21 protein-coding genes are annotated in these 26006 nt (G+C 39.9%); 15 read left to right on the top strand and 6 right to left on the bottom strand.

Going from position 1 to position 26006, the window contains the following annotated elements:
* Positions 1–56: 56 nt before the first annotated feature.
* Positions 57–1064 (bottom strand): alpha/beta hydrolase, encoded by a 1008-nt coding sequence (locus tag AC37HE_RS11690; protein WP_500783027.1) that lies wholly within the window; start codon positions 1062–1064, stop codon positions 57–59.
* Positions 1065–1188: 124 nt separating this feature from the next.
* The gene (locus tag AC37HE_RS11695; RefSeq protein WP_500783028.1) at positions 1189–3864 is read right to left on the bottom strand and encodes an AMP-binding protein; all 2676 of its coding nucleotides are present in this window, start codon (positions 3862–3864) and stop codon (positions 1189–1191) included.
* A gap of 235 nt (positions 3865–4099) precedes the next feature.
* Here AC37HE_RS11695 and AC37HE_RS11700 point away from each other — a divergent pair, with 235 nt between their 5' ends.
* The 5 genes from AC37HE_RS11700 (at position 4100) to AC37HE_RS11720 (ending at position 11644) form a co-directional block, all read left to right on the top strand.
* Complete coding sequence (locus AC37HE_RS11700) at positions 4100–5401, top strand: MFS transporter (protein ID WP_500783029.1); 1302 nt, start codon at positions 4100–4102, stop codon at positions 5399–5401.
* A 257-nt stretch (positions 5402–5658) separates the two neighbouring features.
* Entirely contained in the window at positions 5659–8385 is a 2727-nt protein-coding gene (locus AC37HE_RS11705; protein ID WP_500783030.1) for a 2-oxoglutarate dehydrogenase E1 component, read from the top strand.
* A gap of 15 nt (positions 8386–8400) precedes the next feature.
* Positions 8401–9642, top strand: a complete 1242-nt coding sequence (gene odhB, locus AC37HE_RS11710; protein WP_500783031.1) for a 2-oxoglutarate dehydrogenase complex dihydrolipoyllysine-residue succinyltransferase — start codon at positions 8401–8403, stop codon at positions 9640–9642.
* A 201-nt stretch (positions 9643–9843) separates the two neighbouring features.
* Complete coding sequence (locus AC37HE_RS11715) at positions 9844–10935, top strand: sensor histidine kinase (RefSeq protein ID WP_500783032.1); 1092 nt, start codon at positions 9844–9846, stop codon at positions 10933–10935.
* On the top strand, positions 10916–11644 hold the full coding sequence (locus AC37HE_RS11720) for a LytR/AlgR family response regulator transcription factor (protein ID WP_500783033.1): 729 nt from the start codon (positions 10916–10918) through the stop codon (positions 11642–11644). The genes AC37HE_RS11715 and AC37HE_RS11720 overlap by 20 nt, the downstream gene beginning before the upstream one ends.
* A gap of 11 nt (positions 11645–11655) precedes the next feature.
* On the opposite strand, the gene bamG is transcribed toward AC37HE_RS11720, so the two are convergent.
* Positions 11656–12927 (bottom strand): BamG family beta-barrel-assembly machinery protein, encoded by a 1272-nt coding sequence (gene bamG, locus AC37HE_RS11725; RefSeq protein WP_500783034.1) that lies wholly within the window; start codon positions 12925–12927, stop codon positions 11656–11658.
* On the bottom strand, positions 12920–14257 hold the full coding sequence (locus tag AC37HE_RS11730; protein WP_500783035.1) for a DUF4270 family protein: 1338 nt from the start codon (positions 14255–14257) through the stop codon (positions 12920–12922). Before AC37HE_RS11730 ends, bamG begins: the two co-directional genes overlap by 8 nt.
* 411 nt (positions 14258–14668) lie before the next feature.
* On the opposite strand from AC37HE_RS11730, the gene AC37HE_RS11735 reads away from it, so the two are divergent.
* The 3 genes from AC37HE_RS11735 to AC37HE_RS11745 are packed head-to-tail and all read left to right on the top strand — an operon-like array spanning position 14669 to position 17012.
* Entirely contained in the window at positions 14669–15697 is a 1029-nt protein-coding gene (locus AC37HE_RS11735) for a Kelch repeat-containing protein (protein ID WP_500783036.1), read from the top strand.
* Positions 15684–16028, top strand: coding sequence for a DUF4907 domain-containing protein (locus AC37HE_RS11740; RefSeq protein WP_500783037.1), 345 nt, complete (start codon positions 15684–15686; stop codon positions 16026–16028). The genes AC37HE_RS11735 and AC37HE_RS11740 overlap by 14 nt, the downstream gene beginning before the upstream one ends.
* A gap of 18 nt (positions 16029–16046) precedes the next feature.
* Complete coding sequence (locus tag AC37HE_RS11745; RefSeq protein ID WP_500783038.1) at positions 16047–17012, top strand: D-2-hydroxyacid dehydrogenase; 966 nt, start codon at positions 16047–16049, stop codon at positions 17010–17012.
* Positions 17013–17037: 25 nt separating this feature from the next.
* On the opposite strand, the gene AC37HE_RS11750 is transcribed toward AC37HE_RS11745, so the two are convergent.
* Positions 17038–17250, bottom strand: a complete 213-nt coding sequence (locus tag AC37HE_RS11750; protein WP_500783039.1) for a hypothetical protein — start codon at positions 17248–17250, stop codon at positions 17038–17040.
* A gap of 211 nt (positions 17251–17461) precedes the next feature.
* Here AC37HE_RS11750 and AC37HE_RS11755 point away from each other — a divergent pair, with 211 nt between their 5' ends.
* The 5 genes from AC37HE_RS11755 (at position 17462) to AC37HE_RS11775 (ending at position 21295) form a co-directional block, all read left to right on the top strand.
* Positions 17462–18115, top strand: coding sequence for a thioredoxin family protein (locus AC37HE_RS11755; RefSeq protein WP_500783040.1), 654 nt, complete (start codon positions 17462–17464; stop codon positions 18113–18115).
* A gap of 117 nt (positions 18116–18232) precedes the next feature.
* Entirely contained in the window at positions 18233–18814 is a 582-nt protein-coding gene (locus tag AC37HE_RS11760; RefSeq protein WP_500783041.1) for a porin family protein, read from the top strand.
* 33 nt (positions 18815–18847) lie between these two features.
* The gene (locus AC37HE_RS11765; protein ID WP_500783042.1) at positions 18848–19405 is read left to right on the top strand and encodes a hypothetical protein; all 558 of its coding nucleotides are present in this window, start codon (positions 18848–18850) and stop codon (positions 19403–19405) included.
* A gap of 78 nt (positions 19406–19483) precedes the next feature.
* A complete protein-coding gene (locus tag AC37HE_RS11770; protein ID WP_500783043.1) occupies positions 19484–20626 on the top strand; it encodes a pyridoxal phosphate-dependent aminotransferase in 1143 nt (380 codons plus the stop codon).
* Between the two features lie 198 nt (positions 20627–20824).
* Positions 20825–21295 (top strand): hypothetical protein, encoded by a 471-nt coding sequence (locus AC37HE_RS11775; protein WP_500783044.1) that lies wholly within the window; start codon positions 20825–20827, stop codon positions 21293–21295.
* A 55-nt stretch (positions 21296–21350) separates the two neighbouring features.
* Here the strand turns inward: AC37HE_RS11775 and AC37HE_RS11780 are convergent, their stop codons facing one another.
* Positions 21351–21533 (bottom strand): hypothetical protein, encoded by a 183-nt coding sequence (locus tag AC37HE_RS11780; protein ID WP_500783045.1) that lies wholly within the window; start codon positions 21531–21533, stop codon positions 21351–21353.
* 242 nt (positions 21534–21775) lie between these two features.
* Between AC37HE_RS11780 and secA the strand changes: the two genes are divergently transcribed.
* Both secA and lgt read left to right on the top strand, forming a co-directional pair.
* Positions 21776–25090 carry a preprotein translocase subunit SecA gene (gene secA / locus AC37HE_RS11785; RefSeq protein WP_500783046.1) on the top strand — a complete coding sequence of 1105 codons (3315 nt, stop codon included), beginning with the start codon at positions 21776–21778 and terminating at the stop codon, positions 25088–25090.
* A gap of 89 nt (positions 25091–25179) precedes the next feature.
* Positions 25180–26001: a prolipoprotein diacylglyceryl transferase gene (gene lgt, locus AC37HE_RS11790; protein ID WP_500783047.1), complete on the top strand. Its 822-nt coding sequence runs from the start codon at positions 25180–25182 to the stop codon at positions 25999–26001.
* Positions 26002–26006 lie beyond the last annotated feature (5 nt).

A 26006-nucleotide genomic window follows, 5' to 3' on the forward strand; every position in this document is an offset into this window, starting at 1 on the left:
AAGCAGTGCTCATTTCGTTATTCCAAGCGAAAAGAATCAGAATTACTTGCGTCAATTTAGTTTTCCTGTGGATGTATGTGAAGAACCTTTTCCCCAAACTGTATGGCAGCCGCTTCAACCTCCTTTTGAGCCTTTGAGTACATGCCACATCCAATTACATGAACACCGGCATCAAAAGCCTGCTTTTCTTTTAAGTCGGCGGGCGTTCCCAATTCGTCGTACATTTCCAAAGCGGCATCAACGCGAACAACCGGGTCCTGGTGTTTTTTATCTTTATAATAGTAACCCAGAAAAACGGGTGTCTTCACTTTCTCAAATACATCTTTCGTCATCGTCGCATCAACCAGTTGCTGCAAATAGACTATGGCCTCCAGACGATAAAAACAATTCCAGTATTTGCATACTTCATCATCCGGGTTCCGATTCACATACCGGTATTTATGATGAAAAATTTGCCGGGCAATTTGCAGTCCCCAAGGCTTTGACAGTAAAAATGCACCTGAATTGTTTATGGCAACATTGGGCGAAAGTAAAATAAGACCATCCACCAAATTGGGGAAATCAGCCGCCAGTTTCAGGGATAAGGTGCCTCCTGTTGACGTACTCATGATTATCACTTTCTTTCCCAGCAGGTGAGCTATTCGCAGGGCTTTTTTAGCCGAGTCGTAAAGTTTGTCAGGTGTCATATCCATCAACGGCTCGGGAACATCCAAGCCATGCGAGGCCAGGCGCGGGAGGTAAGCGTTCATGCCAAAATAGGAAGCAAAGTTAACGTGCGTAGGAAAACCCTCCATTCGCGAGGCCGAGAAGCCGTGCAAATAAAGCAGGCTCCAGTTGGTTTGTTCCCTGATGCTGTCGTTTGCCCAAACAACAATGCTTTGGTTCCCCGGCTTCACCGGCAGCTTGCTTTCCTGATCTGCGAGATATTGATCGAGCCTATCAAGCTTTATTTCAACCTTGGGAATCTCTTTCGTTAGTTCAGGCTCCGGAAACTCGGGGCCAACAACATATAAAAAAGTCACAAAGAGAAGTAATGTCAGAAGAATCCTTAGAATACGATTCATTGCAATTTTTGCTGGTAATTTAACAACGCAATTATAAATAAAAAATTAATGAAAGTTGATACTTGTGGCCCTCTAAGCAAATTAAGAAATGATTTCAAGGTCTGTGTCTTTGGATACGACATGGTTAGGCTTCAATCATTTTGCGCAAAACTTTGTAGTCGGTTTTTCCGGTTCCTAAAACCGGTATTTCATCCATTTGGATGATTTGTTTTATTTTGGCTATTGGTGCTACGCCGTTTTTTATCAGGAAACTGTTTATTTCATCGAGCTTGAATGGACGAATCGCAAACAGCACAATCTGAGGCGGTGTAATCTTGTCAGAACCTTCCACTGCGAGAACCAGCTGCTCTTCCTCTCCGTATTTTTCGATCAGAATTTTTTCAATGAATGGTAAGCTAATCATTTCACCGGCGATTTTAATAAAACGCTTCAATCGTCCTGTAATAAATAGGTATCCTTCATCATCCAGATAGCCCAAATCGCCGGTTTTGTACCAGTTTTTGCCGTTAATTAGTTCGAATGGATTAGAGCCGGCTTCTCCTAGATAGCCACCAAAAACATTGTTTCCGCGTACGTAAATCATACCAACCTGATTGGCCGGACAGGGGAGCCCCTTTTCAAGATCAACGATTAGTCCTTCAACACCCTCAATGAATTTCCCGACACTGTTCAGTTTTTGTTTTTCGGTTGGATTGATTGTCAGTACAGGTGCACACTCTGTAATTCCGTACCCTTCAAGTAGCCGGGCGTTGGTGGTATTTTGGTCAAAAAGTTCTTTTAACGACGGGGGCATGGCTTCGGCACCACTGATGACATACCTTACGGATTTAAAAAAATAGGAAGTCCCTTTCCCCAGCATCAGTTTTAAAAAGCCGGGGGTTCCCAACAGGATATTTGCTTTGGTATGCTTCAATATTTTCAGGACTTCGCGTGCATCAGTCGGGTTGGGGGTGTATGCGATCTTGACGCCAGAGATCAGTGGAAGTACAGACAACACGGTGAATCCAAAGCTGTGGAAAGGAGGCAAAAATCCCAGGAATATCAAATTGTTTTCAATTTGCACGCTTGAGAAAACCCCATGCAAATCAGACACTATATTTTTATGGGTGAGTGGAACGGCTTTGGGCGTGGCCTCGCTGCCTGAGGTAAACAGGATGACCGCCGTTTCATTCAGCTGCTTGTAAGACAGTAAAATTCGCGGAAATTTAGACGTAATTAGCCCTTTCAGTTTAATAACTATTCCGGTTTTGGGAACTTCCTTCTCGAGTAGTACCAGTTTATTTTTCACACTTTCCGGTAGTTGCTCTTCAATTTTACTGATGAAAGTTCCGGCTGAGAGAATGATGCCCACATCGGCAGTTTCTATGCAATGCTCCAATACTTTCTTCCCGACTGTCCAGTTGAGCATGACGGGAATTTTTCCAGCCATATAACTGGCAATGACCAGCATGGTGGTACTTTGCAGTGCAGGTAGCATAATCCCGACATGGAGGCCTTTTACCTGTTTCTTTATGATTTTTGAAACCACAGCTGCTTTTAGCAGAAAATCTTTACGGTTTGTACATCCCAATGTGGCATCGTACGAAAAATAGTCATGCTGATTTGTGGTGAACGTGTCCAGAAACTGCCAAAGGATGTTTTTGTCCGGATCCGCATGTATGTCCTCCAGTTTGGATAAAGGCTTATCCAGCTGTGATGGTTTCAACTCTGATTCAGCGGAAAATTGTCCTGTAGCCACGAGATATAAGTCGCCAATGGTTTTTATGTCGTTGATTTGGGGCGTTGAAAACGTAGCGAAACGGTTCTCAATTTCGGACATGATCTCCACTAAATTGAGCGAATCAGCTCCTAAATCATTCATCAAATGAGAATCAACGTCCATTTTCCCAGGAGCGAAATCGGTTACTGAAGCGACAATTTTTTTGATTTGTTCCAGAACGTCTGTTTGAAGAGATTCATCATCAACAGGCAAGGCTGATGATGCAAGATCCTCTTTCAATGATTCGATTCGAGTCGGCGGTTTCTTCTTCGATGGGGGCAGGTAGAAAAAATGCTTCAGGAAAACCGGTTGTTCTTCACCCTTGCAGTTATAGAATTCCTCCAGAAAAGCATTAAATTCTTTCCGTCCTTCGCGGGCTTTATCCTTTGCTGCAAGGGTCAGGTCTTCGAATTCAAAAACGACTTTTCGCCTGGGTAAAAAGAAAATGAAGTTTGCCAAAATGAACAGTAACCCTTTCAAAAACTGAATGAAGAAATTGGGTGATTTTCCGGTCCATGCTTTAGACCACATACTTCCCCAAAGGCCCGTCATTCGTACTCCTACAATTCGAACATCATCAGGTAATCTGCTGGCAATTTTATAGGCCGATTGCTTGTTGAAAATCCGTTCATACCCTTGTCCTGCTAGCTGACCACTAGGGTATAGCAGGATGTTTTTGCCCCGGTTGAATCCTTTGATTACGGGACGCGATATTTCATTTAATACTTTAACATTACGGCTGCCCGATTCCAGGTTACTTACACGTATAGCTCCCCATGTCTTAAATACAAATTTGAGTACGGGGAGGTCGTAATAGTCTGAAATAATGACCGGAATTGCTTTGGAATTTCGGTAGATGTGACAAATTAAAAGAACCGGATCAATCAAAGCCTGATGGTTAGGCAATATAAAAAGCGGGGAGGAACTTTCTAGGATTTCGGCACCTTCAACTGTCACGTGATACCTTAAAGAAAGAATCTTCCGAACGACGAACATCACAACCTTTACAAGCCGAAGTATAATGGGAGAGTGGTTCTTCATAGTTTTCGATCGGGTTAATGCGTTCTGATTTTAATTCGTTGTTCTGCTGGTTTTATTGAAAAGAGTCGTTTAAATACCGTCTATATCTAAAAAGAAATCCGAATATCCGGAAATTAATACGAAACTTCTCCTATTTTCACGTTTAAGAACTAACTTTAAATATACTATAAACTGGAATCTAAGGGATAAATTGGGAAAAACTATTCCTGATAATATCCATAAAACCTGCACAACTATGAATAATACTTCCCCAATGCCAGTCAATTCCAATAAAGTCATCAATGCCTGGTGTTCCTACGATATTGCTAATTCTGCTTATAATTTGAGCATTGCTACAGTATTATATCCCATTTTTTACCAGGAAGTTACCAAAGAGGCCTTTGGTTCGGAGATGATTGATTTTTGGGGGATAACGATTAAGAATACAGTACTGTATGAATATGCGATAGCCAGTGGTTATTTTGTGATTATATTTTTAACGCTGGCTTTGTCGGGCATCGCTGATTTGGGAGGCTATCGCAAACGTTTTATGCAGATGTTTACGGTAATCGGAGCCTTGTCTTGCATGGGCCTTTTCAGTTTTAACGGAGGAAATATCAGTCTTGGAATCGGCTTGCCGGCTTTGGCAGTAATTGGTTTTGCCGGCTCGCTTGTCTATTACAATTCATTTCTTCCCCTTATTGCAAGTCCCGACAGACAGGACCGAATCAGTGCACGAGGATTTTCATTTGGCTATGCCGGGAGTATGTTGCTGTTGATATTCAACTTATTTTCGATCGAAAAGTATGAGCTCTTTGGGTTTACCGGCAAACTGGAAGCTATAAGATTTGCCTTTGTTGAAGTCGGTGTTTGGTGGTTGGCCATATCTCAATTTGCTTTCTATTATTTAAAGGAGGAACGAAGAAAAATAAAACTGGATGCCAAGATTCTAACCCGCGGATTTAAAGAGGTTGTTCAGGTATTTAGCTTTATAAAGCAACACAAGGCGATGTATCGCTTTTTGCTGGCCTTCTTTTTCTTTAGCATGGGGGTTCAGACTATTATCATTATTGCCTCATTATTTGGGAGTGCCGAATTAGGAATCACAGGTTCAAAATTGATAATCACCATTCTGATCATTCAGGTTGTTGCAATTTTAGGCGCCATCTTATTCGCGAGGGTTTCGACAAAATACGGCAATAAAACCTCTTTGTTGTGGATGCTTTTTATTTGGATCTTTGTTTGCGGTTCGGCCTATTTCATACAAAATGAATATCAATTCTACGCATTGGGCGCAATGGTTGGTTTGGTAATGGGGGGAATTCAATCTCAAGCTCGTTCCACCTGGTCGAAACTAATTCCGTCCGGGGCGGTTGATACGGCTTCTTACTTCACCTTTTACGACAGTACCGAAAAACTGGCCATTGTATTCGGTATGCTCGGATTTGGAGTTATTGAACAGATCACCGGAAGTATGAGAAACAGTGCTCTTTTACTGTCTTCCTTCTTTATCGTGAGTATGCTGATTATCGCATTTACCCGCTTGAAAACAGAATGATTATTCAATTTGAATTGGTGGGGGTTTCAAATCCATTCGATTAAAAATTATCAAATAAGGTTTTTATTCAGGATTTATGTCAGCCAATGGGCTTAATATTTGAGTTTACTTTGTTCTTTCGAAAGCGAATTGTTACAAAAACAAAAAATTAAAAAATGGGGCAGAATTCAAGACATCTGTTAAACTTTAAAAACACCCGTTTGTTAATCTTTGAGAACTTTTTATAACATAAGGTCGGAATTAGCTAACACTACAAAATGGATAACTATTCTCAAGTAGGAAATCAGGAAATTGCCGCCGTTGATGAACTTTACCAGGATTACCTGAGAGATCCTGAAAGTATTGACGAAAGTTGGAGGCATTTTTTTAAAGGCTTTGAATTAGCTCGAAAAAACTATCAAAGCAAGTCGGAATTCTCAGGGAGTGATATTGATAAGGAGTTTGCAATTCTTAATCTGATCCACGGCTACCGTCAGCGTGGCCACTTATTCACGAAGACCAACCCAGTACGTGCCCGCCGTAAGTACAAGCCTACCTTGGACATTGAAAATTTTGGACTGGAGAAAAGTGACCTTGAAAAAGTATTCCAAGCGGGAAACAGCATTGGAATAGGACCAGCTAAACTGAAAGATATTGTTGCGCATCTGGAAGCCACTTATTGTAACTCCATTGGTGTTGAATACCAGTATATTCGGCACCCGGAGATTGTTGATTGGATGCAGCAAAAGATGGAAAGCTCCAAAAACTCACAGCCGTTTACCGATGAAAAAAGAAAACATATCTTTTATCACCTTAAGGTTGCCGTGGGCTTCGAAAGCTATATCCATAAGAAATTTGTCGGGCAAAAGCGTTTCTCGCTTGAAGGTGCTGAAAGTTTGATTCCGGCACTGGATGCCGTAATTGAGCATGGTGCTGAATTAGGAATCAGTGAGTTTGTAGTTGGTATGGCCCATCGTGGCCGCCTGAATGTGCTGAGTAATATTATGAAGAAACCTTATCAGAATATCTTCAAAGAGTTCTACGGAACCGAATATGAGGAAGATATTATGATGGGCGATGTGAAGTACCATCTGGGCTTTGAAAATACCATTAAAACGGATACTGGAAAAGATGTGAAGTTGAGCCTGGTTCCGAACCCTTCTCACCTGGAAACGGTTGCCGCTCTGGTGGAGGGAATGTCTCGTTCCCGAATCGACGAGCTTTATCATCGGGATTACAGTAAAGTCGCTCCAATTGTTATTCATGGTGATGCAGCTATTGCAGCTCAGGGAATTGTGTATGAAGTAACCCAAATGTCGCAACTGAAAGGGTACAAAACAGGTGGATCAATTCACCTCGTAATAAATAATCAGGTTGGCTTTACGACGAACTACCTGGATGCCCGTTCTAGTACTTACAGTACAGATGTGGCTAAAGTAACCCGTTGCCCGGTTTTTCACGTCAATGGAGACGATGTGGAAGCTTTAATTTACACCATTAAACTAGCCATGGAATACCGTCAGAAATTCAATTCTGATGTGTTTGTTGATATTTTGTGTTACCGCAAATATGGCCATAACGAAGGTGATGAACCACGTTTCACTCAGCCTTTGTTGTACAAAGCGATTGCTAAACACAAAAACCCTCGTGATATTTATGCTGAGAAACTTGTTGCGTTGGGCATTATGACCAAAGAACAGGTAAATGGAGAAATCGTAGCCTTTGATAATCACCTGGACGATATGTATCATGAGTCGGAAAAGATTGAAAAGCTGAAGATTAAGAAATTCCTGGTGCATGAGTATGATAATTTCCACAAACCAGGAAAAGTTGATTTTAGCCAGCGTATCGATACGAAAGTTAAGCTGGATAATTTGCATCAATTGGGAGAGAAGCTGACAAGCTTACCTGCTGATAAAGTATTCTTTAATAAAGTGAACCGGATTATTTCTGATCGTAAAATGATGCTTTCGGATAATAAACTGGATTGGGCCATGGCCGAGTTACTGGCCTATGCCAGCTTGTTGACCGAAGGACACCGGGTGCGTATCAGCGGACAGGACTGCGAACGAGGTACTTTTGCACATCGGCATGCCGCTTTTGTCGTGGAAGATATGGATGAGAAGTATTTTCCGTTAAAGAACTTGTCTGAAACTCAGGCTCCTTTTAATATTTATAATTCACACCTGTCGGAATATGGCGTAATGGGCTTTGAATATGGTTATGCGATGGCTCAACCTAATGCATTGACGGTCTGGGAAGCGCAATTCGGAGACTTTGCCAATGTTGCACAGGTTATTATCGACCAATATATCACTTCGGCTGAAGAGAAATGGGGCTTGATGAATAACCTGGCTTTATTTCTTCCTCATGGTTACGAAGGGCAGGGGCCGGAACATTCAAGTGCACGCCTGGAACGTTTCCTTACGCTTGCTGCAAATAACAATATGCAGGTAATCGTACCAACAACACCCGATAACTTGTTCCATTTATTGCGCCGCCATATGCTTTGGGAAACCCGTATGCCGCTAATTGTATTTACACCGAAGAGCTTGCTGCGTCACCCAATGGTAAACTGTACGTTGGATGATTTGGCCGAAGGTGGCTTCCGTGAAGTTATTGATGATGCTATTGTTAAACCGACTCAGGTAAATCAGATTGTATTTACAAGCGGACGTTTGTATTACGACCTGGTGAAAAAACGTAATGATGTAGGTGATAATTCAACAGCAATTGTTCGAATTGAACAGTTATATCCGCTTCCAATTGATCAGATTGATGCCGTGTTGGCGAAATACAAGAAAGCAAAGCGTATCATCTGGGCACAGGATGAACCGGAAAACATGGGAGCATGGCCTTTCTTACAGCGAAAATTGAAACACATTAATTTTGACTTAGCCGGGCGTCCGGAAAGTGGTACTCCTGCCGGCGGCTTAATGAAACAACATAACCTGCGCCTTGAAAAAATTATGAATAAAATATTTAGCGAGGAAGTTCTCGCCTAAAAAAGATAAGATCCCATGATAATAGAGATTAAAATACCTACCCCTGGTGAGTCAATCACCGAGGTTGAGCTAGGTAAATGGCTCGTAGAAGATGGAAGTATCGTAGAAAAGAATGAAGAAGTTGCCGAAATTGAATCGGACAAAGCAACCTTGACTCTTGTTGCCGATGAATCGGGTAAAATTACTTTTAAAGTACAGGAAGGCGATACGGTTGAAGTTGGTGCAATTGCTTGTACCATTGATACCGATGCAGCCGGAGTACCGAAGGAAGTAAAGCCTGTAGAACCGACTCCGGAAAAACAGGAAGAAGCTGCTCCTGCACCAAAAGCAGAGAAGGTTGTAACGGAAGATCACCCAAAAATTAAGACAACAGCTGTTGCCAAAGAGATGATGGATGAACATCATTTATCGGTTGATGATATTATTTCCGGATTACAGCGGATTGGCAAAAAAGAAGTTGAAGCTGTAATCAGTCAACCTGCAGCAGTTCAGACTCCAATTGCTGAATCAGCTAAAAATCTGTTCTCGCGAGAGCAGAAGCGTGAAAAAATGACCATGCTTCGTCGTAAGTTGAGCCAACGTTTGGTTGCCGTAAAAAATGAAACGGCAATGCTTACAACTTTTAACGAGGTTGATATGAGTCCGATTATGGACTTGAGAAAGAAATACCAGCCTAAATTTGTTGAGAAGCATGGCTTCAAACTTGGCTTCATGTCTTTCTTTACGAAAGCTGTTGCTACAGCAGCACAGTTTCACCCGGCCGTTAATTCAATGATCGACGGAGATGAGATTATTGAACCCCAGTTCGTGGATGTCGGTATTGCTGTTTCCACTCCTAAAGGATTGATGGTGCCAATTGTACGTAATGCAGAAAGTAAGAGCATTCCTGCAATTGAGCTTGAGATAAAAGAGCTTGCTGAGAAAGCCCGAAATAAAAAGATTACGATTGAAGAACTTACCGGAGGAACCTTTACAATTACAAATGGAGGTACGTTCGGCTCGCTGTTGTCAACTCCGATTATTAACCCACCCCAATCGGCTATTTTGGGAATGCACAACATCGTTGAGCGTCCAATGGCTGTCAACGGACAAGTTGTCATCCGTCCGATGATGTATGTGGCTTTATCATACGATCATCGGCTCATTGATGGTAAAGATTCGGTTGGCTTCCTGGTAAAAGTAAAGACATTATTGGAGAATCCACAGTTATTACTAACAGAAGGAAAAGCACCGGAAGAATTGCTGTTACAGCTATAAGATATGTTTTTATTTATTGTTAAGAGCAGGGTTAACTTAGTGTAATCCTGCTCTTTCTTTATGCTGCAATACAGAGGATTAGATTCATTTTATGTGCAATAAGTTCATTTGTTGTGTTTGATATGTGATTATTTTATAGCATTTTTGTATGACAGGTTGAAAAATAGTCCTCTTTATTCTTAAAAATAACTGGAACCACGAATGGTAAAAGAAAGACAATACGGAGCATGGAAGATTATATTGTATATTCTTCTGTGGAGTATTATCGGTGTTGTATTGCATTATATTTCCATAAACCTGAGTGGAATTATGAATGAATTTCAGTTTTTGAAATTAATGTTCGTAATTATTAGTGTCTTCTATTTAAATTATTTCGTTTTTATTCCGAATCTCCTTTCTAAACGGAAAATTTGGGATTATGTATTGTCTTTGGTGGGAATCTTAGTTCTTGCATTTTTCTTTATTTACCTAACAGAGCTGCCGTTTTATGATAGCTTGCCGTTTCCTGATTTTGACAACATCGAGAATAGCGGGTACTTGGTTATTCCGCCACCAAACCCGGTAACATTAAGCTTAGGAATTGTATTGTTGAGCATTGTTTCGCTGGCTGTAAGTACCGGTATTAGGGGAACCCACGAGTGGTTTAAGCAGGAAAATCAAATCAAGGAAATTGAGAATAAGAAATTGATCGCAGAGTTGTCATACCTGAAAGCTCAAATGAATCCTCATTTCTTTTTTAATACACTTAACGGAATTTATGCGCTGGCAAGACAAAAATCCGACAAGACGCCAGAGGTCATCATGATGTTATCGATCCTAATGCGTTATGTAATCTATGATGCAAATGCTCCAAGAGTACCTTTGAAAAAAGAGGTTGCTCATATCCGGAATTTCATAGATTTGCAGAAGATGAGGTTGTCTGAGATTGTGCGGATTGATTATAAAGTGACTGGAAATACCAAGGACATTCTCATTGAACCACTCTTGTTTACAGCCTTGGTGGAAAATGCATTTAAACATGGAATCGATTACACAAAGGAAAGTACCATTAGAGTACTGTTGGAAATACAGGATAAGGAACTGCATTTTTTTGTTTCGAACCCGATGGTTATCAAAAAACGTAACATAGGTGCAGAACTTGATAAAGGTATTGGACTTGACAATATTAAAAAACGGTTGCAGCTGCTTTATCCAGGCAGACATAAATTGACAATTGTAGAAAAAGATTCGATATATTCTGTTGAATTAAAAATAATGCTTGAAAAATCAAACTATGAAATGTTTAATAATTGACGACGAGCCACTGGCTCAACAAATCATTGAAGACTATATCTCAAATATTCCCTTCCTGACTTTGGAAAAGAAATGTAATTCTGTTTTTGAGGCTTTGGAAGCACTTCAAAAAACGCATATTGACCTGATCTTTCTGGATATTCACTTGCCTAATGTTAATGGGGTCGAATTTATAAGCAGTCTGGATACGAAACCGATGTTTATTTTCACAACGGCCTATTCTGAATATGCACTTGAAGCTTTTGATTTAAATGCAGTCGACTACCTATTGAAACCGATTCCGTTTAAACGTTTTTTAAGGGCGGCAAATAAAGCATATCAATTATTTTCGTCGACCAATAAGGTGAAGAAAGAGGAATTGGTTGAGCCTGCTGAATCAGAGCAAGATTTTATCATGGTGAAATCAGATTATAAGTCGGTGAAAATTCAGCTCAATCAAGTGTTATATATTGAAGGTTTAAAAGACTACGTGAAAATCTATATTCAAAACGAAGATAAACCAATCATTACGCTTAACTCCCTGAAAAAAATGGCCGACAGTTTACCGTCAAGCCATTTTCTAAGAGTTCATAAATCTTTTATTATCAATACAAATAAAATCAAGTCTGTTACAAAGAACCGGATTATTATCCATGATCGCTGGATACCGGTGGGGGATAACTACAAGAGCGACTTTCAAAGCTCTGTAATTAATCGTTTTACTTTGTAAGCGTAAGTTCTTTAATTGAACTTACGTTGTTGGAACCAGATATCTTTCAGCGAGAACCCGACACGTATCCGAACATAGTTTTCTTGAATCAATCGGTTTGAGGTTGTTCCGAACGAGCCTAATTCAAATGCACAGTTGATGTGCGAATTTTGATTTCTGATTGGAAGACCAAGTCCGAATGAAAGCACATATTCCTGTAATTGGTTTCCTTTCAATTCCAGGTATGATTTCGAATATCTCCATCCCAACCGGTAATTTACCTTTTTAAAGTAGCTGTCCATAAAGTTGGTACTGGGTGTAAATTGCAAGCCAAGACGAACGTATGGCGTGTTTCTCAGTGTTACACTTTTAACGCTGGTATAGTTGTAATTTGACCATTTTTGAACCCCTGCATCAACTAGATATAGAAATTTATTATTATCGTTTACAGCAATACCAAAGCCGAACTCTTGCGGAATTTTGAAATCTCCATTATAGTTGGTTTCATCCGCCATGATCGTACTGCTAGAGTTGTATGTTTGGTTGACTTGCTTTGTAACCAATCTTTGTTCCGGATTAAAAATTGCACCAAGTGAAATGGCATAGTTCTTCAGTTTGAATTCATATTGTGCACCAAATTCAAAGTAAAAGTTATGGAAGTAATTGGTGGTTTCATTATAAATAGAACTACTACCTAAAGAAGATAAGTTATGATATTGAGTCTGTTTAACCGATCCAAATAAGAATGAAGTTCTAGCCCCAAGGTGTAAATTCGGAAGCAGATCAAAAGAAAGGCCTCCGTAGGCACGACTAATGTCGCCTGTGCCGACGATATTTAAGGGGTATTCAGAGTCAACAACGCCATCGATGCTAGCTGTACTGTTAATTTCGTAACCGGTAGAACTAAATGGGTTCAGACCAATGCTTGCCGCAATTTTCGAGTTAATACGGAACCCCAGCGAAAAATAACTAAAGTTACCGGTATTTAGATTTTGTGTTGAACCTTGAGACTTAAATTGAGAATATTTCCCTTCCAAGCCAGTGTCAAATATCACATTTAAACTATCAATACCGTGATTTGAGGCTGGGTTAAGCACATTGACGAAAGTGTTAGAACTCATAGCCATACCGGCTCCACCCATTGCTGTGTTAACAGCATTTACTTGTGAGCGTAATTCGCCTAATCCATACATAGAGTAGGGGGAGCGTGTATTATTTTGCGCAACGACTGTTGATGTCTGTAAAAAAAGCAGCGCGAATGTTGCTATAAACGTATATTTAAGGCAATTGTATGTCTTATTCATATCTTAAGAAATAGAGATTCAATTTAGTTTCTAATCCGTTTGCACGGCCATCAGTGATAAACAAGGTGCTGGCTTCTGAATTTTGTTCAGTTGAAGGAAAGCCAATTAACAGTCCTTGTGAAGTGTCAAAGTAGTTTCCTTCCAATTGTGTTTTTAAATAATCACTGATATTGGCGAAGTAATAATATTCTCCGGTAACCGTATTGGAAACCAGACTAGCGGTAACTGCAGTGGTTGCACCGGAAGAAGTTGTAGTCGTTAATGTACTACCTAAATTATTACGAGGCTCGCTTGTGGCATAAAAGTTTAAGGTTGATGGGAGGTCCCTGAAATCATTATCTAAGGACGGAACCAAAACTAACTCAGCCCGGATCAAAACACTTTCACCATAGTCATAAATTGAATTCAACGATGGGAAAGTAACTTTTGTATAAACACCGGAGGCTCCTTGTATATACGTTAAATGGTTTGCCTGGGTTGATGATACATCCTCACGCTGATTCGCTAAGCCTTCAAAGTTGGTTCCCGTTCTGTCGGTCTTTATGCTGTTAAAATCAGTACTTTCGCTGCTAATGTCAAAATTTGTTTCATTTTCATTAACCGTTGTTGTAACAGCATAGGAGTAGAGCCGCAATTGAATGCCGCTTGTTTCAAACCCCACAATAACATTCGAGTTTTCTGCCGGGGCAATTACAAAACCTTTCAGATATTCCCGAAAATCATTTGAGCTACTGACTTCAGTTGCATCATCGTACTTCAGTTGCATGATTTCTTGTGCCAAATCATCATTCAGGCGAATTTCTATACTATCCTTAGATGGTTCAGGTAAGAAAGTCAAGCTACCAATAGGTGTATCTTCATAAGGATAACTGTAAGTATTATATTGTTCCGTTTGTGACTTTTGAAATGCCAATTCGTCTTGTAGCCGGTAAACGTTAAACGTTACCATCTGGGTTGTATCTCCAATACTAAAACCTGAATAGGGTAATACAATTGTTAACGAATCCAGTTTATCCAGTTTTTTACTGTCGCTGCCACTTCCACCACTAATTATTTGGCTGATGTTACTGCTTAAATCGAAATTTACGTAATAGTTTGACTCGGTGGAACCAATTGTACTGTTCGAATATTTCCCGACTAAAGCTGTTGTTGGATCTGATGTGGCGACAGAGTCGAGAACAACAGTTGAAAGAGATATACTGAAACTATCCGACATCATAACCGTAGTTTCACTTTTTACCAGGTCTTCGCCGATAGTAAAATTGCCCGCGTCATTTTTACATGAGGCCAGAAAAGCAATAATGAATACAAAAATCAAGTATTTATTCATATATGAGCTCGTAAGATATTTATGCAAAGGAAAAATGTTTTTAGCTAAACTCAGCTTGCAAAGCAAAAATTTTGATCTAAGCAACAAAAGAAATATCGATGAAAAATGATAAAGTTTCAATTAAACGGCTATTTTTATCGACGAAAAGCCTAAATCTGCTGAATTTCGATTAATTATTGTTAACAGATGCTAATAATTTTAACGTTATTGGCGTTGATATAGATAAAAACAGGGTTTGTGTGGATAAAAATTGGTTATATATAGGAAAAAAGCTTCTACGTCTATCATTTTTTTTTCCGTCTTACTAACCGTTTATGTTTGCGGCCTAACTGATATAATTTTATTTCACAGATGATTCGAAAAAATTTCTTTGTAAATAAATGGTATGCCCGAGTTGCTAGACTCGGATTAATGCTTGCTATTATAGCTTCTATGGCTTCTTGTAGTGGAAATAGTTCTAGTGATTTAGTTGGTAACTGGGTTCAGCTAGGGAGCTTTAGTGGTATCCCCAGAACGAGTGCAACCGGAACAACTGTGGAGGTAAATGGTGAAGAACTGGGATTTATCGGATTAGGTTATAACTATTCAAAAGATGAGCGCCTGGTTGATTTTTGGACTTACGATGCAGCTGCAAACACCTGGAACCAAATTGCTAATTTCCCTGGAGCAGCAAGAACAAATGCCGTAAGTTTTGCAGCTGATGGTAAATTGTATGTAGGTACAGGTTTTGACGGAACAAGTGGTGTTCGCTTGAAAGATTTTTACGAATACAACCCTTCAGATAATACATGGACACAGATTGATGATTTGCAATCTGATAACGTTAATAGCCCGGAAGTAACTGGCCGTGAGGGTATGACAGCTTTTTCTATTAATAACGTAGGTTATGTATTGGGAGGATCTGATGCAGATGGTACTGCCTATAAAGATATGTATGCTTATGATCCATCAGTAGGTACCTGGAGTAAAAAAGCTGATTTCGGAGGCGACAAACGTTCAGATGCTGTTGGTTTCGTGATTGATGGTTATGCCTATGTTTGTACCGGTATTGCGAATGGTTCTTACCCGGATGATTTTTATAAGTATGATCCGACAACTGATTCATGGACTGCATTGAGAGCGATTTCAGATAAAAGTGATGCTTCTTATGATGACGACTATGATATCATCCGTACTAATGCTGTAGCATTTACTTGTGATGGTAAAGGATATATCGCAACCGGCGGAAAAGGTTCTTCAGGCAGTACGGTTTGGGAATACACACCAAGTACCGATCTTTGGGTTGAAAAAACTGCTTTCGAAGGTTCATCTCGTTATAATGCAGTTGCTTTCACGATCAATAACATTGGTTATGTATTAACTGGTCAGCAAGGAACCAGTTCTAACTTCGACGATATGTATCGTTTTGAACCAAATGCAGAATATAATGATGCAGACTAAGTCAAACATGGCTTGGTTCTTAAATAGAACGAAATTAATAGCAATACTCCTGGGAATCTCAGGAGTATTGTTGTTTTCATGCAAGCCTCAAAAAATTGCTGAATTAAAAACAGTTGCTGTTGAAGGTGGATGGAGTTATCAAATTTTAATCGAAGACAAAGTCTATATTGATCAGGAATATATACCTTGTATTTCTGGTCGTCAGCGATTTCAATCCAAAGAAGATGCTCTAAAAACAGGACGTTTAGTCTTAACAAAACTTAGAGACGGTAAAATGCCGACACTTACAATTCAGGAAATTGATAGTCTCGGTATAAACTATCAGCATTAATACCTCAAGAGATCCTTTATGAAAGTTGTTGTGCTCGACGGTTATACATTAAACCCAGGGGATCTTTCGTGGAAATTACTGGAAGACCTGGGAGAATTGCGTGTTTATGATAGAACGCACCCGGAGGAAACTTTAGAGCGCATTCAGGGAGCTACAGCAATATTTACAAATAAAGTTATTGTCACGAAGGAAATAATCGAGCAATGTCCGAATTTGAAATATATTGGGGTGTTGGCAACCGGATATAATGTTGTTGATTTAGATGCTGCCGATCGTTCGGGCATTACCGTTACGAATATCCCGGCCTACAGTACCGATTCGGTTGCTCAGCTTGTGTTCGCATTCATTCTGATTTTTACGAACCAGGTAACATCACACTTTAGCGATGTACAGGAGGGAGGGTGGGGAAAAAGCCCTGACTTTTCCTATCGGTTGACTCCGCTGATCGAGTTAGCCGGAAAGACAATCGGAATCGTTGGTTTTGGGAAAATCGGACAAAAAGTTGCTCAAATAGCTCAAGCATTTGGGATGCGGGTGATTTTTCAAAACCGATCTGATAAAAGTTCTTTAAATGCCGATTGGCAGCAGGTGGAATTGCACGAACTTCTTCAACGAGCAGATTTTGTCAGTCTTAATTGTCCGCTTACGGATGACAACTTTCAATTCATGGACAACGAAAAGTTCTCATTAATGAAAAGTGGGGCTATTCTTATTAATACCGGGCGTGGTGGATTGATAAACGAAATGGACTTGGCTCAAGCATTAAAAACCGGAAACTTAGGCGGTGCTGGGTTAGATGTTTTATCACAGGAACCACCTGCTGCAAATAATCCACTACTTTCGGCGCCCAATTGCATTATTACTCCCCATATTGCTTGGGCTACAATAGCTGCCAGACAAAGGCTTATGGAAATTATGGTGAAAAATTTTGAGGCTTATTTACAAAATAAACCTCAAAATCGAGTGAATAATCCAGCTTTATAAGCGTGGCTATAATGAAGAAGTCCGATTAATCCTCCTCATCTTCATCATACAAATCATCCTCCTCCTCACGCTTGTAGTTCATCAGATCCAAATCTTCTTCATCAAACTCGTCGTAGATGGATAGACGTTTTTTGCCACTTTTATCCTTTTTTACACTCTTGCCAGCATGGCCTCCTAAATCATTTTTCTCAATGTCAGAATGTTTGAAGTTCTTTTTTGAGTTCTTATCCGATTTCATTTTTCAAGCTATTAACTTAGATAACAAAAGATTATAACGTAATAAAGTTGATAAAATTCATATTTTCAAACTACTAGATTTTTTTTCTATTTTCCAATAGTTCGAAGTAAAAAATGCCGTTTTTCCACTGATTTTGTGCGATTATTAACATCAATAACCAAATTTTCATTTACTAAATGACCACCTGAGCAATTTCAATATACCTTTTTGAATGAAGAGAAAAGGACAAAAACTAATTATCGGTTTTGTTGTTTGTAAAAAGAAAAAGACAATTATGAGTTTTACTTTGGAAATTGGTGAAAATGCTAAAGCTTTTCAGTTACCGGCGACAAATGGGAAAGTCTATACATTGGATGATTTCAAAGATGCCAGAATTCTGGTAATATTTTTCACCTGCAATCATTGCCCGTATGTCATTGGAAGCGATGAGCTGACCAGGGAAACAGCACTTAAGTTTAGCGAAAACGATGTTAAATTTGTTGGGATAAACTCGAACAGCAAAAATACCTATGCGGAAGATGACTTTGAGCATATGGTGAAACGAATGGATGAGTATAAATTTCCATGGGTATACCTTTATGATGAAACACAAAAGGTCGCTTTAGCTTATGGAGCTTTGCGCACGCCACATTTTTATGTGTTTGATGAGGAGCGTAAACTGGTCTATACCGGTCGGGCAGTAGATAACCCTAAAGATCGCTCAAAAGTAACAGTGAATGATTTGGATCGGGCCCTGCAGGAACTTGTTGAAGGGAAAAATATTTCGGTTCCGGTAACGAACCCTATTGGCTGTAACGTCAAATGGGAAGGGAAAGAAAAACACTGGATGCCAGCAGATGCTTGCGATTTGATTTGGGATAAGTAGAATTGTACTATTTTAGCAATCGCATCGTTTAATTATTACACGGGAATATCCTTATTCTTAATTAGGGAGAGGTCCTGTTATAACTGATACTTTTGCTCGAATTCAAAACTGATTCTTATGAAAAAAATCGTAGTCGTAAGTTTGCTGTTAGTTGTTGCCCAACTCTCGTTTGGGATTTCTCCGGTGAACCTGGGGTTGAAAGCTGGTTATTCATCGTCGAAAATTACAACAAGCCTGGATCAATTTAATGACGGATCGGTCAATAATTTTTTGGTTGGAGCCTTTGTCCGGATTAACATGGGCAAAATTTACCTGCAGCCGGAAGGTTATTTTGCCACCAAAGGTGGTATCCTCAAAGATGTTGATCTTATGTCGGAAGAATCTCTTGATTTGAAGACCATTGATGTTCCTGTGTTGTTGGGATATAAATTGATTAAACTACCGGCTTTTAATTTGCGGATTAATGCGGGCCCCGTTTTTTCGTTTATAACCGATAAAGATGGTTCTACAACAGATACACAATTTAATCTTGATAAGGTAAAGGATAACTACGTTGGTATCCAGTATGGTGCTGGGGTTGATTTTTTGTTCTTGTCGCTTGATGCTAGGATGGAAAACAGTTTTGGAGATATCTATTCGGATGCCGGTAAAGAAAAGAGTAAATTATTCATGGTTACATTGGGAATTAAATTCCTTTAATAGTTGGATCATAATATTCTAGGAAACTGCTTTATGGCTGCATCCATTTTTAGAGATAGATTTGCTGTGATAAAGCAGTTTCTCTTTGTGATGATATTCATTGTATTTGCGACGAAGGGGTATGCTCAGGAATATTCCGGTCCGGTTGGATTAGAGCCAGATAAGCAAGTGAAGTCAGAACAAACAGGGGTGAACTTCTACCAGCCCTTAAATATGCCTTTGGTATTTGATGCTGGAGAGCTTTCATTTCAGAAAAATGCAATTTCTGATCTCTTGAAGCTGAAAGTTGAACGACCTGATTTTTCCATATATCCAATCAGAACATTTTCGTTTTATCCTTTTGGGGTGTCGTTTACTCCGTTTATTTCAGCTTATTCGCTTAACTCATTTGCAAGCTATAAACTTTCAGATAAGCTTAGTTTATCCGGTAGTAATTTTTCTGCAAATTCAATTTTCGGAGTACAACCACTACATTCATCCCCTGATAAGATGAATATCCAAGGGGTTAATCTTCATTTGGAATATAAGGTCTCAGATAAGTTTCGAATTGGCGGTGGAGTGCAAATCTACCATGATGCAAATGGATTTTGACAGAATTTGAATTGCTGTTCGCTGTCTTGTTGAGCGATAATTTCAGTATTTTCGCAAATAAAAACTCACATCATCACCATGACGGCTTCACGCTCAAAAGAAATTAATCCGTTTATTGTAATGGAAGTGCTGGAAAAGGCACAAGCTATGGAAAAGCAGGGAATTGACATCATTCACCTGGAGGTAGGGGAACCTGATTTTGAGATTCCAGTTTGTGTTAAAAATGCCGTTTGTGAAGCACTTGAAGGAGGTCGGACTCATTATACCCATAGTTTGGGTGATCCGGAACTTCGACAAGCTATTGCGGAACAGTACCGGAAAGAATATGGAGTTTTTGTAGATACTGAGCAAATCATTGTAACATCGGGCTCTTCGCCGGCAATACTAATGGCGCTTTCGGTGCTATGTGAACAGGGAGATGAAGTGATTATTTCTGATCCGGCCTATGCATGTTATGCAAATTTTATTCACTACATCGGTGCCAAAGTCGTTCGGGTTCCAGTTTCTGCATCCGATGGATTTCAATTTCATGGAGAAGATGTTGTGGCGAAAATAACGGAACGGACAAAAGCAATCATGATCAACAGCCCAATGAACCCGACCGGAAATTTATTGAGTCAAGAATCATTAAAAATGATGGCCGCGCTCAATGTGCCGATTATTTCGGATGAGATTTACCACGGTTTAGTATATGGCGATAAAGCGCACAGTATATTAGAATTTACGGATCAGGCTTTCGTCTTGAATGGTTTTTCAAAACGATTTGCGATGACAGGCCTAAGATTGGGTTATCTGATTGCCCCCAAACCATACATGCGTACACTTCAAAAGCTGCAACAAAACCTGTTCATTTGTGCCAGTTCCACTGCGCAAAAAGCCGGTATTGCAGCCTTGCAAGAAGGATATGATGATGTGATCCAAATGGTTGTTACCTACGATGAACGTCGTAAATACTTGATTAAACGTTTAGGACAACTTGGTTTTACGATCCCGGTTGAGCCCACCGGAGCTTTTTATGTTTTTGTTGATGCCAGTCATCTGTCTTCAAATTCATATCAGTTAGCTTTTGATATCCTGGAGAAGGCTCATGTTGGCGTTACTCCCGGAATTGACTTTGGTCCGGGAGGAGAGGGATACCTGCGTTTTTCATATGCCAATTCGCTCGACCGTATAAAAGAAGGTTTGGATCGACTGGAAATTTATCTTCAGAATAGAAAGTAAAATTATTAATTCGAACTTTTTCAATTCGTTTACAGATTAACTAGCCTCGTTTACCGTATTTCTAATTTCGTTGGTCGAAGGAACCTGCAATGGCTGTAATATTTTGATTTTGTTGGCGTCTATTTAAATGTAAGAAACAAGAACAAGCATTTAAGTAAAAGAAACAATTTCAGAATTAAACATTAAAATCAAACAGTCATGAAAACCAGATTATTCCAATTTGCAGCAGTTATTGTTCTATTAACTATCAGTTTGTCATCAAGTGCCGCAGGTAGTAGCCGTACTTTCGACGATTATACTATTAAACAAATGAAACATGCCGAACTTTTTAGAGGTGTAGATGCAGCATGGACCTTAAATTATGACAATCAGGAATGTCCGATTCTTATTACCTACAAGAAGAATAAGAATTGTAAAACTTATATCGTTCGGGGCGACCATTTCGAGGTTGTATATGAATGTTCCAAAACTGGTTTTGGTGCACGAAAGGTAAAAAAATCAGAAAGCCAGTTTCCTCGTCTGTTAACCAGCGCCGTTCTTAATTCCGAAGAGATGGCAAAGCAACGAATTCTGACTCCGAATAGAGTAGATGATGAGCAAGCTTTGGCATTAATTGCAGCATTTTTACCCAATCTTGTAAATCCAAGTTATCAGCATCTGCTCTATTAGAATGATTAAACAGCAGGATAGAAGCCGCTTTCATACTTTTTGATCGCGGCTTTTTTTAGATGCATCCGCAAACAAATCCATCTGCCATTCCGTCCAGCAATTCCTGAACTTTTTCTTTCTCTCGCTCGGTTCCCTTGCACTTATTGCATACCGGTAAGTTGACGGAGGTATTACGGGAACAATCTTTTTCAACAGGCTCTTCGCAGACAAAACAGGTTGTATTGAAATCGTCTATCATCAGGGAAAATCTTTTACTTTAAGCCCTCAAAAGTAGCTATTTCAATTGTCAGAACAAGTAATTTGAAATCGGATTTTCTGTCATGAAATACGCGAAAAGATGCTATTCTGTCGGCCTATTGAGGAGCTAATTGTTGTGGCATAATTATTATTGAAAAAAAATAACCTGCCAGTAGTATAGTAATTCATTATAATTACTTTTGTGGGCAGTCAAGTAGATTTATAAGAAAAAAATAAAATAGAATGGCTTTTGTAAGTAAAATCCTTGGAAAATTTCTGGGGAACAAATCAGATCGGGATATCAAGGAAGTTACTCCGATTCTTGAGAATATCAAAAAGGAATATGCTCGGATTACTCAACTCTCCAACGATGAGCTTAGAGCAGAAGCAGAGAAATTAAAACAAATCATACAAGACAGAATAAAACCCGAAGAACAGGAAATTGCTGAACTGAAGGCTAAAGCTGAAGAAGTTGGAATACAGGAAAGTGAACAACTTTATCAGCGTGTCGATAAATTGGAAGAACTGATTGATGAAAAGCTTGAAGAAGTCTTAAATGAAATTCTTCCCGCTGCTTTTTCGATTGTAAAAGAAACGGCTAAACGGTTCTCTGAAAATGAACAAGTAGTCGTAAAAGCTTCCGATTTTGACCGTGATTTGGCAGCTACAAGAGAAAGCATTGAAATTGACGGAGAGCAAGCCATCTGGTACAATTCCTGGGTAGCCGGTGGTACAGAGATCACTTGGCAAATGGTTCACTACGACGTACAGTTGATTGGTGGTGTTGTTTTGCATAACGGGAAAATTGCCGAAATGGCAACCGGTGAAGGTAAAACCCTGGTAGCAACATTACCGGTTTTTCTTAACGCTTTGGCCGGACGGGGAGTTCACGTAGTTACTGTGAACGACTACCTGGCAAAACGTGACTCCGAATGGATGGGACCAATTTTCGAGTTCCACGGCTTGAGTGTCGATTGTATTGATAAACATCAACCGAACTCTGATGCACGTCGAAAAGCTTATAATTCCGACATTACTTATGGAACGAATAACGAATTCGGTTTCGATTATCTGCGTGACAATATGGCGATCAATCCTCGTGATTTGGTGCAACGCAAACACCACTATGCCATTGTTGATGAGGTTGACTCGGTTTTAATTGACGATGCTCGTACTCCATTGATTATCTCAGGACCGATTCCGAAAGGCGATAATCAGAAATTTGAAGAGTTAATGCCTCGTGTTGAACGTTTGGTTTCAGCACAACGAAATTATACGATGCAGTGCCTGACCGATGCCAAACGCTTATTAGGTAAGTCAGATGCTACAAAAGAAGAAAAAGAGGAAGGTGCCATGCAACTTTTGCGTGCGCACAAGGGGATGCCTAAAACAAAAGCCCTGATCAAATTTTTGAGCGAAGAGGGCGTCAAAGCTGTCATGCAGAAGACGGAGAATTACTACATGCAGGATAACAGTAAGAATATGCATGTCGTAACCGATCCGCTCTTTTTTGTTATCGATGAAAAAATGAACTCGGTAGAGTTAACAGATAAAGGGATCGATTTAATATCCTCGGATGTTGAAGATACTGAATTCTTTATTTTACCGGATGTTGGGGCTTCGGTTGCTGAAATTGAGAATGACGAAACACTTAGCGCTCAGGATAAGATTGAAAAGAAAGATACCCTGCTGCAAAATTATGCTGTTAAATCAGAACGCGTTCATACAATCAACCAGCTGTTGAAAGCATATGCCATGTTTGAGAAAGACGTGGAGTATGTGGTGATTGATAACAAAGTGAAAATCGTTGATGAGCAAACCGGTCGTATCATGGAAGGTCGTCGTTACTCAGACGGCTTACACCAAGCAATTGAAGCTAAAGAACGCGTTAAGGTTGAAGCGGCAACCCAAACATTCGCAACTGTTACTTTGCAGAACTATTTCCGGATGTACCATAAACTGTCAGGTATGACCGGTACTGCAGAAACAGAAGCAGGCGAATTCTGGGATATTTACAAATTGGATGTGGTTGTAATCCCAACCAACCGTCCGATTGTGCGTAACGACTGGAATGACAAAGTTTATAAGACCAAACGGGAAAAATATAATGCCGTAATTCTGGAAATTGTAGAAATGCACGAAGCCGGACGTCCCGTTCTGGTTGGTACAACTTCGGTTGAAATTTCTGAGTTACTTGGTCGTATGTTGAAGTTGCGCGGAATTAAGCACAACGTATTGAACGCGAAATTGCACGCAAGGGAAGCCGAAATTGTAGCCGATGCCGGTAAACAAGGAATGGTAACCATTGCTACGAACATGGCCGGTCGTGGTACCGACATTAAGTTGACTCCTGAAGTGAAAGCAGCAGGTGGTTTGGCCATTATTGGTACCGAACGTCATGACTCACGTCGTGTTGACCGACAGTTGCGTGGTCGTGCCGGACGTCAAGGAGACCCGGGATCTTCGCAATTCTTCGTGTCATTGGAAGACGACCTGATGCGTTTATTTAATTCGGATCGGATTACCGGAATTATGGACCGCTTAGGTTTGGAAGAAGGTGAGGTTATTCAACACTCGATGATTACTAAATCGATCGAGCGTGCACAGCGGAAAGTTGAAGAGAACAACTTCGGTATTCGTAAGCGTTTGCTGGAATACGATGATGTTATGAACTCGCAACGTGAGGTGATCTATAAAAAACGTCGTCACGCGTTGTATGGCGAACGTCTCGAAGTTGATTTGCTGAATATGATGTATGATTCAGTGGAGGCCGTTGTTAATGAATACTACGGACTCGAAAATGATTTCGAAGATTTTAATCTGGAATTGATGCGCTTAATGTCAATCGAATCGCCGGTTCATGAAGACGAATTCAAACAGATGAAGCCTGAAGAAATCGTTGAGAAGATTTACCAAACGATGATTGATTCATACACAAGAAAGGTAGAGACAATCTCAAAACAAGCATATCCTGTAATTAAGGATGTTTATGAGCACAAGGCTCACATGTACCAAAATATTGTTGTGCCGATTTCGGATGGAAAACGAATCTTCCAGATTGTTACCAACTTGGAAAAAGCTTACAACAACCACGGTAAGGAATTGGTGAAGTCTTATCAGAAGCAAATTGTTCTGGCCACAATCGATGAATCCTGGAAAGAACAACTTCGCGAGATGGACGATTTGAAACAATCCGTTCAAAATGCTGCCTACGAACAAAAGGATCCACTGTTGATCTACAAGTTTGAGTCATTCAACCTATTCAAACAAATGGTTGAGAAGGTGAATAAGGATATTGTTTCTACTTTGATGAAGGGACATATCCCAATTGCAGATCCGAGTCAGGTTCGTGAAGCTGAAACTGCCCGAAGAATGGATATGAGTAAGTATTCAACTCAAAAGTCCGAATTGCCTGAATCTCAATCACGAACACCGGAACGGAAGGAACCACAGAAAGTTCAGCCGGTTCGCGTTGAGAAAAAGGTTGGTCGTAATGATCCGTGTCCTTGCGGAAGCGGTAAAAAATATAAGAGCTGTCATGGCAAAGGTTTAGAATAAGTAGCTTAGGCTACTTATTCTTTTTTTAATGTTTTCTTATTTCGTTTTTGGTAGTTTACAGACTAATATAATATTCCAAACATAAACATATGCAAATGATTTTAGGCTTTATTCATTGGAACGTCAACCCCGAAATCTTTCACATCGGATCATTATCGGTTCGGTGGTACGGTTTACTATTTGCGATTGGATTTTTGATCGGTTATAACCTTGAGGAAAAGATGTTTAAGTATGAAGGTTCGGATGTAAAATGGCTTGAAAGTTTGTTCATATACATGCTGGTAGCAACCGTTATAGGAGCACGTTTGGGACATGTTCTCTTCTACGGGTGGGACTATTATTCACAACATCCCGGCGAAATATTGAAAGTCTGGCATGGTGGCTTAGCAAGTCACGGAGGTGCTTTGGGAATTTTTATAGCACTAATAATCTGGAGCAGAAAAGTATCAAAGCGCTCCGTATTATGGGTTTTAGATCGGGTAGTGGTACCTACAGCTTTGGTTGCTGCTATGATTCGTACCGGAAACCTGATGAATTCAGAAATTTACGGTATACCGACCAATTTGCCTTGGGGATTTATTTTTGAGCGTAATGGCGAGGAAGTAGCAAAGCATCCAACCCAGATCTATGAAGCACTCTCTTACCTGATTACCTTTGGTGTTATGCTGTATCTGTTCTTCAAAACAGATTTGCGCAAAAAACAAGGTTTTATCGTTGGCGTGTTTTTCGTGATGGTATTTTTCGCCCGATTTATGATTGAATTCATTAAGGAAGATCAGGAAGCATTTGAAGCAGGGATGACTTTAAACATGGGCCAATGGCTGAGTATCCCGTTTATTTTAGGCGGTTTGTTTTTGATGTTCAGGGCACTAAAAAAGCCGGATATTGATTATCCGGCAGTAAAATCGTAGTCAAA

This window comes from Mangrovibacterium sp., from assembly GCF_059905295.1.

What these genes read in the sequence shown, in the direction of transcription:
- AC37HE_RS11690 (WP_500783027.1), bottom strand. Translation starts at nt 1,064, where the DNA reads ATGAATCGTATTCTAAGGATTCTTCTGACATTACTTCTCTTTGTGACT.
- AC37HE_RS11695 (WP_500783028.1), bottom strand. Translation starts at nt 3,864, where the DNA reads ATGAAGAACCACTCTCCCATTATACTTCGGCTTGTAAAGGTTGTGATG.
- AC37HE_RS11700 (WP_500783029.1), top strand. Translation starts at nt 4,100, where the DNA reads ATGAATAATACTTCCCCAATGCCAGTCAATTCCAATAAAGTCATCAAT.
- AC37HE_RS11705 (WP_500783030.1), top strand. Translation starts at nt 5,659, where the DNA reads ATGGATAACTATTCTCAAGTAGGAAATCAGGAAATTGCCGCCGTTGAT.
- odhB (WP_500783031.1), top strand. Translation starts at nt 8,401, where the DNA reads ATGATAATAGAGATTAAAATACCTACCCCTGGTGAGTCAATCACCGAG.
- AC37HE_RS11715 (WP_500783032.1), top strand. Translation starts at nt 9,844, where the DNA reads ATGGTAAAAGAAAGACAATACGGAGCATGGAAGATTATATTGTATATT.
- AC37HE_RS11720 (WP_500783033.1), top strand. Translation starts at nt 10,916, where the DNA reads ATGAAATGTTTAATAATTGACGACGAGCCACTGGCTCAACAAATCATT.
- bamG (WP_500783034.1), bottom strand. Translation starts at nt 12,927, where the DNA reads ATGAATAAGACATACAATTGCCTTAAATATACGTTTATAGCAACATTC.
- AC37HE_RS11730 (WP_500783035.1), bottom strand. Translation starts at nt 14,257, where the DNA reads ATGAATAAATACTTGATTTTTGTATTCATTATTGCTTTTCTGGCCTCA.
- AC37HE_RS11735 (WP_500783036.1), top strand. Translation starts at nt 14,669, where the DNA reads ATGCTTGCTATTATAGCTTCTATGGCTTCTTGTAGTGGAAATAGTTCT.
- AC37HE_RS11740 (WP_500783037.1), top strand. Translation starts at nt 15,684, where the DNA reads ATGATGCAGACTAAGTCAAACATGGCTTGGTTCTTAAATAGAACGAAA.
- AC37HE_RS11745 (WP_500783038.1), top strand. Translation starts at nt 16,047, where the DNA reads ATGAAAGTTGTTGTGCTCGACGGTTATACATTAAACCCAGGGGATCTT.
- AC37HE_RS11750 (WP_500783039.1), bottom strand. Translation starts at nt 17,250, where the DNA reads ATGAAATCGGATAAGAACTCAAAAAAGAACTTCAAACATTCTGACATT.
- AC37HE_RS11755 (WP_500783040.1), top strand. Translation starts at nt 17,462, where the DNA reads ATGAAGAGAAAAGGACAAAAACTAATTATCGGTTTTGTTGTTTGTAAA.
- AC37HE_RS11760 (WP_500783041.1), top strand. Translation starts at nt 18,233, where the DNA reads ATGAAAAAAATCGTAGTCGTAAGTTTGCTGTTAGTTGTTGCCCAACTC.
- AC37HE_RS11765 (WP_500783042.1), top strand. Translation starts at nt 18,848, where the DNA reads ATGGCTGCATCCATTTTTAGAGATAGATTTGCTGTGATAAAGCAGTTT.
- AC37HE_RS11770 (WP_500783043.1), top strand. Translation starts at nt 19,484, where the DNA reads ATGACGGCTTCACGCTCAAAAGAAATTAATCCGTTTATTGTAATGGAA.
- AC37HE_RS11775 (WP_500783044.1), top strand. Translation starts at nt 20,825, where the DNA reads ATGAAAACCAGATTATTCCAATTTGCAGCAGTTATTGTTCTATTAACT.
- AC37HE_RS11780 (WP_500783045.1), bottom strand. Translation starts at nt 21,533, where the DNA reads ATGATAGACGATTTCAATACAACCTGTTTTGTCTGCGAAGAGCCTGTT.
- secA (WP_500783046.1), top strand. Translation starts at nt 21,776, where the DNA reads ATGGCTTTTGTAAGTAAAATCCTTGGAAAATTTCTGGGGAACAAATCA.
- lgt (WP_500783047.1), top strand. Translation starts at nt 25,180, where the DNA reads ATGCAAATGATTTTAGGCTTTATTCATTGGAACGTCAACCCCGAAATC.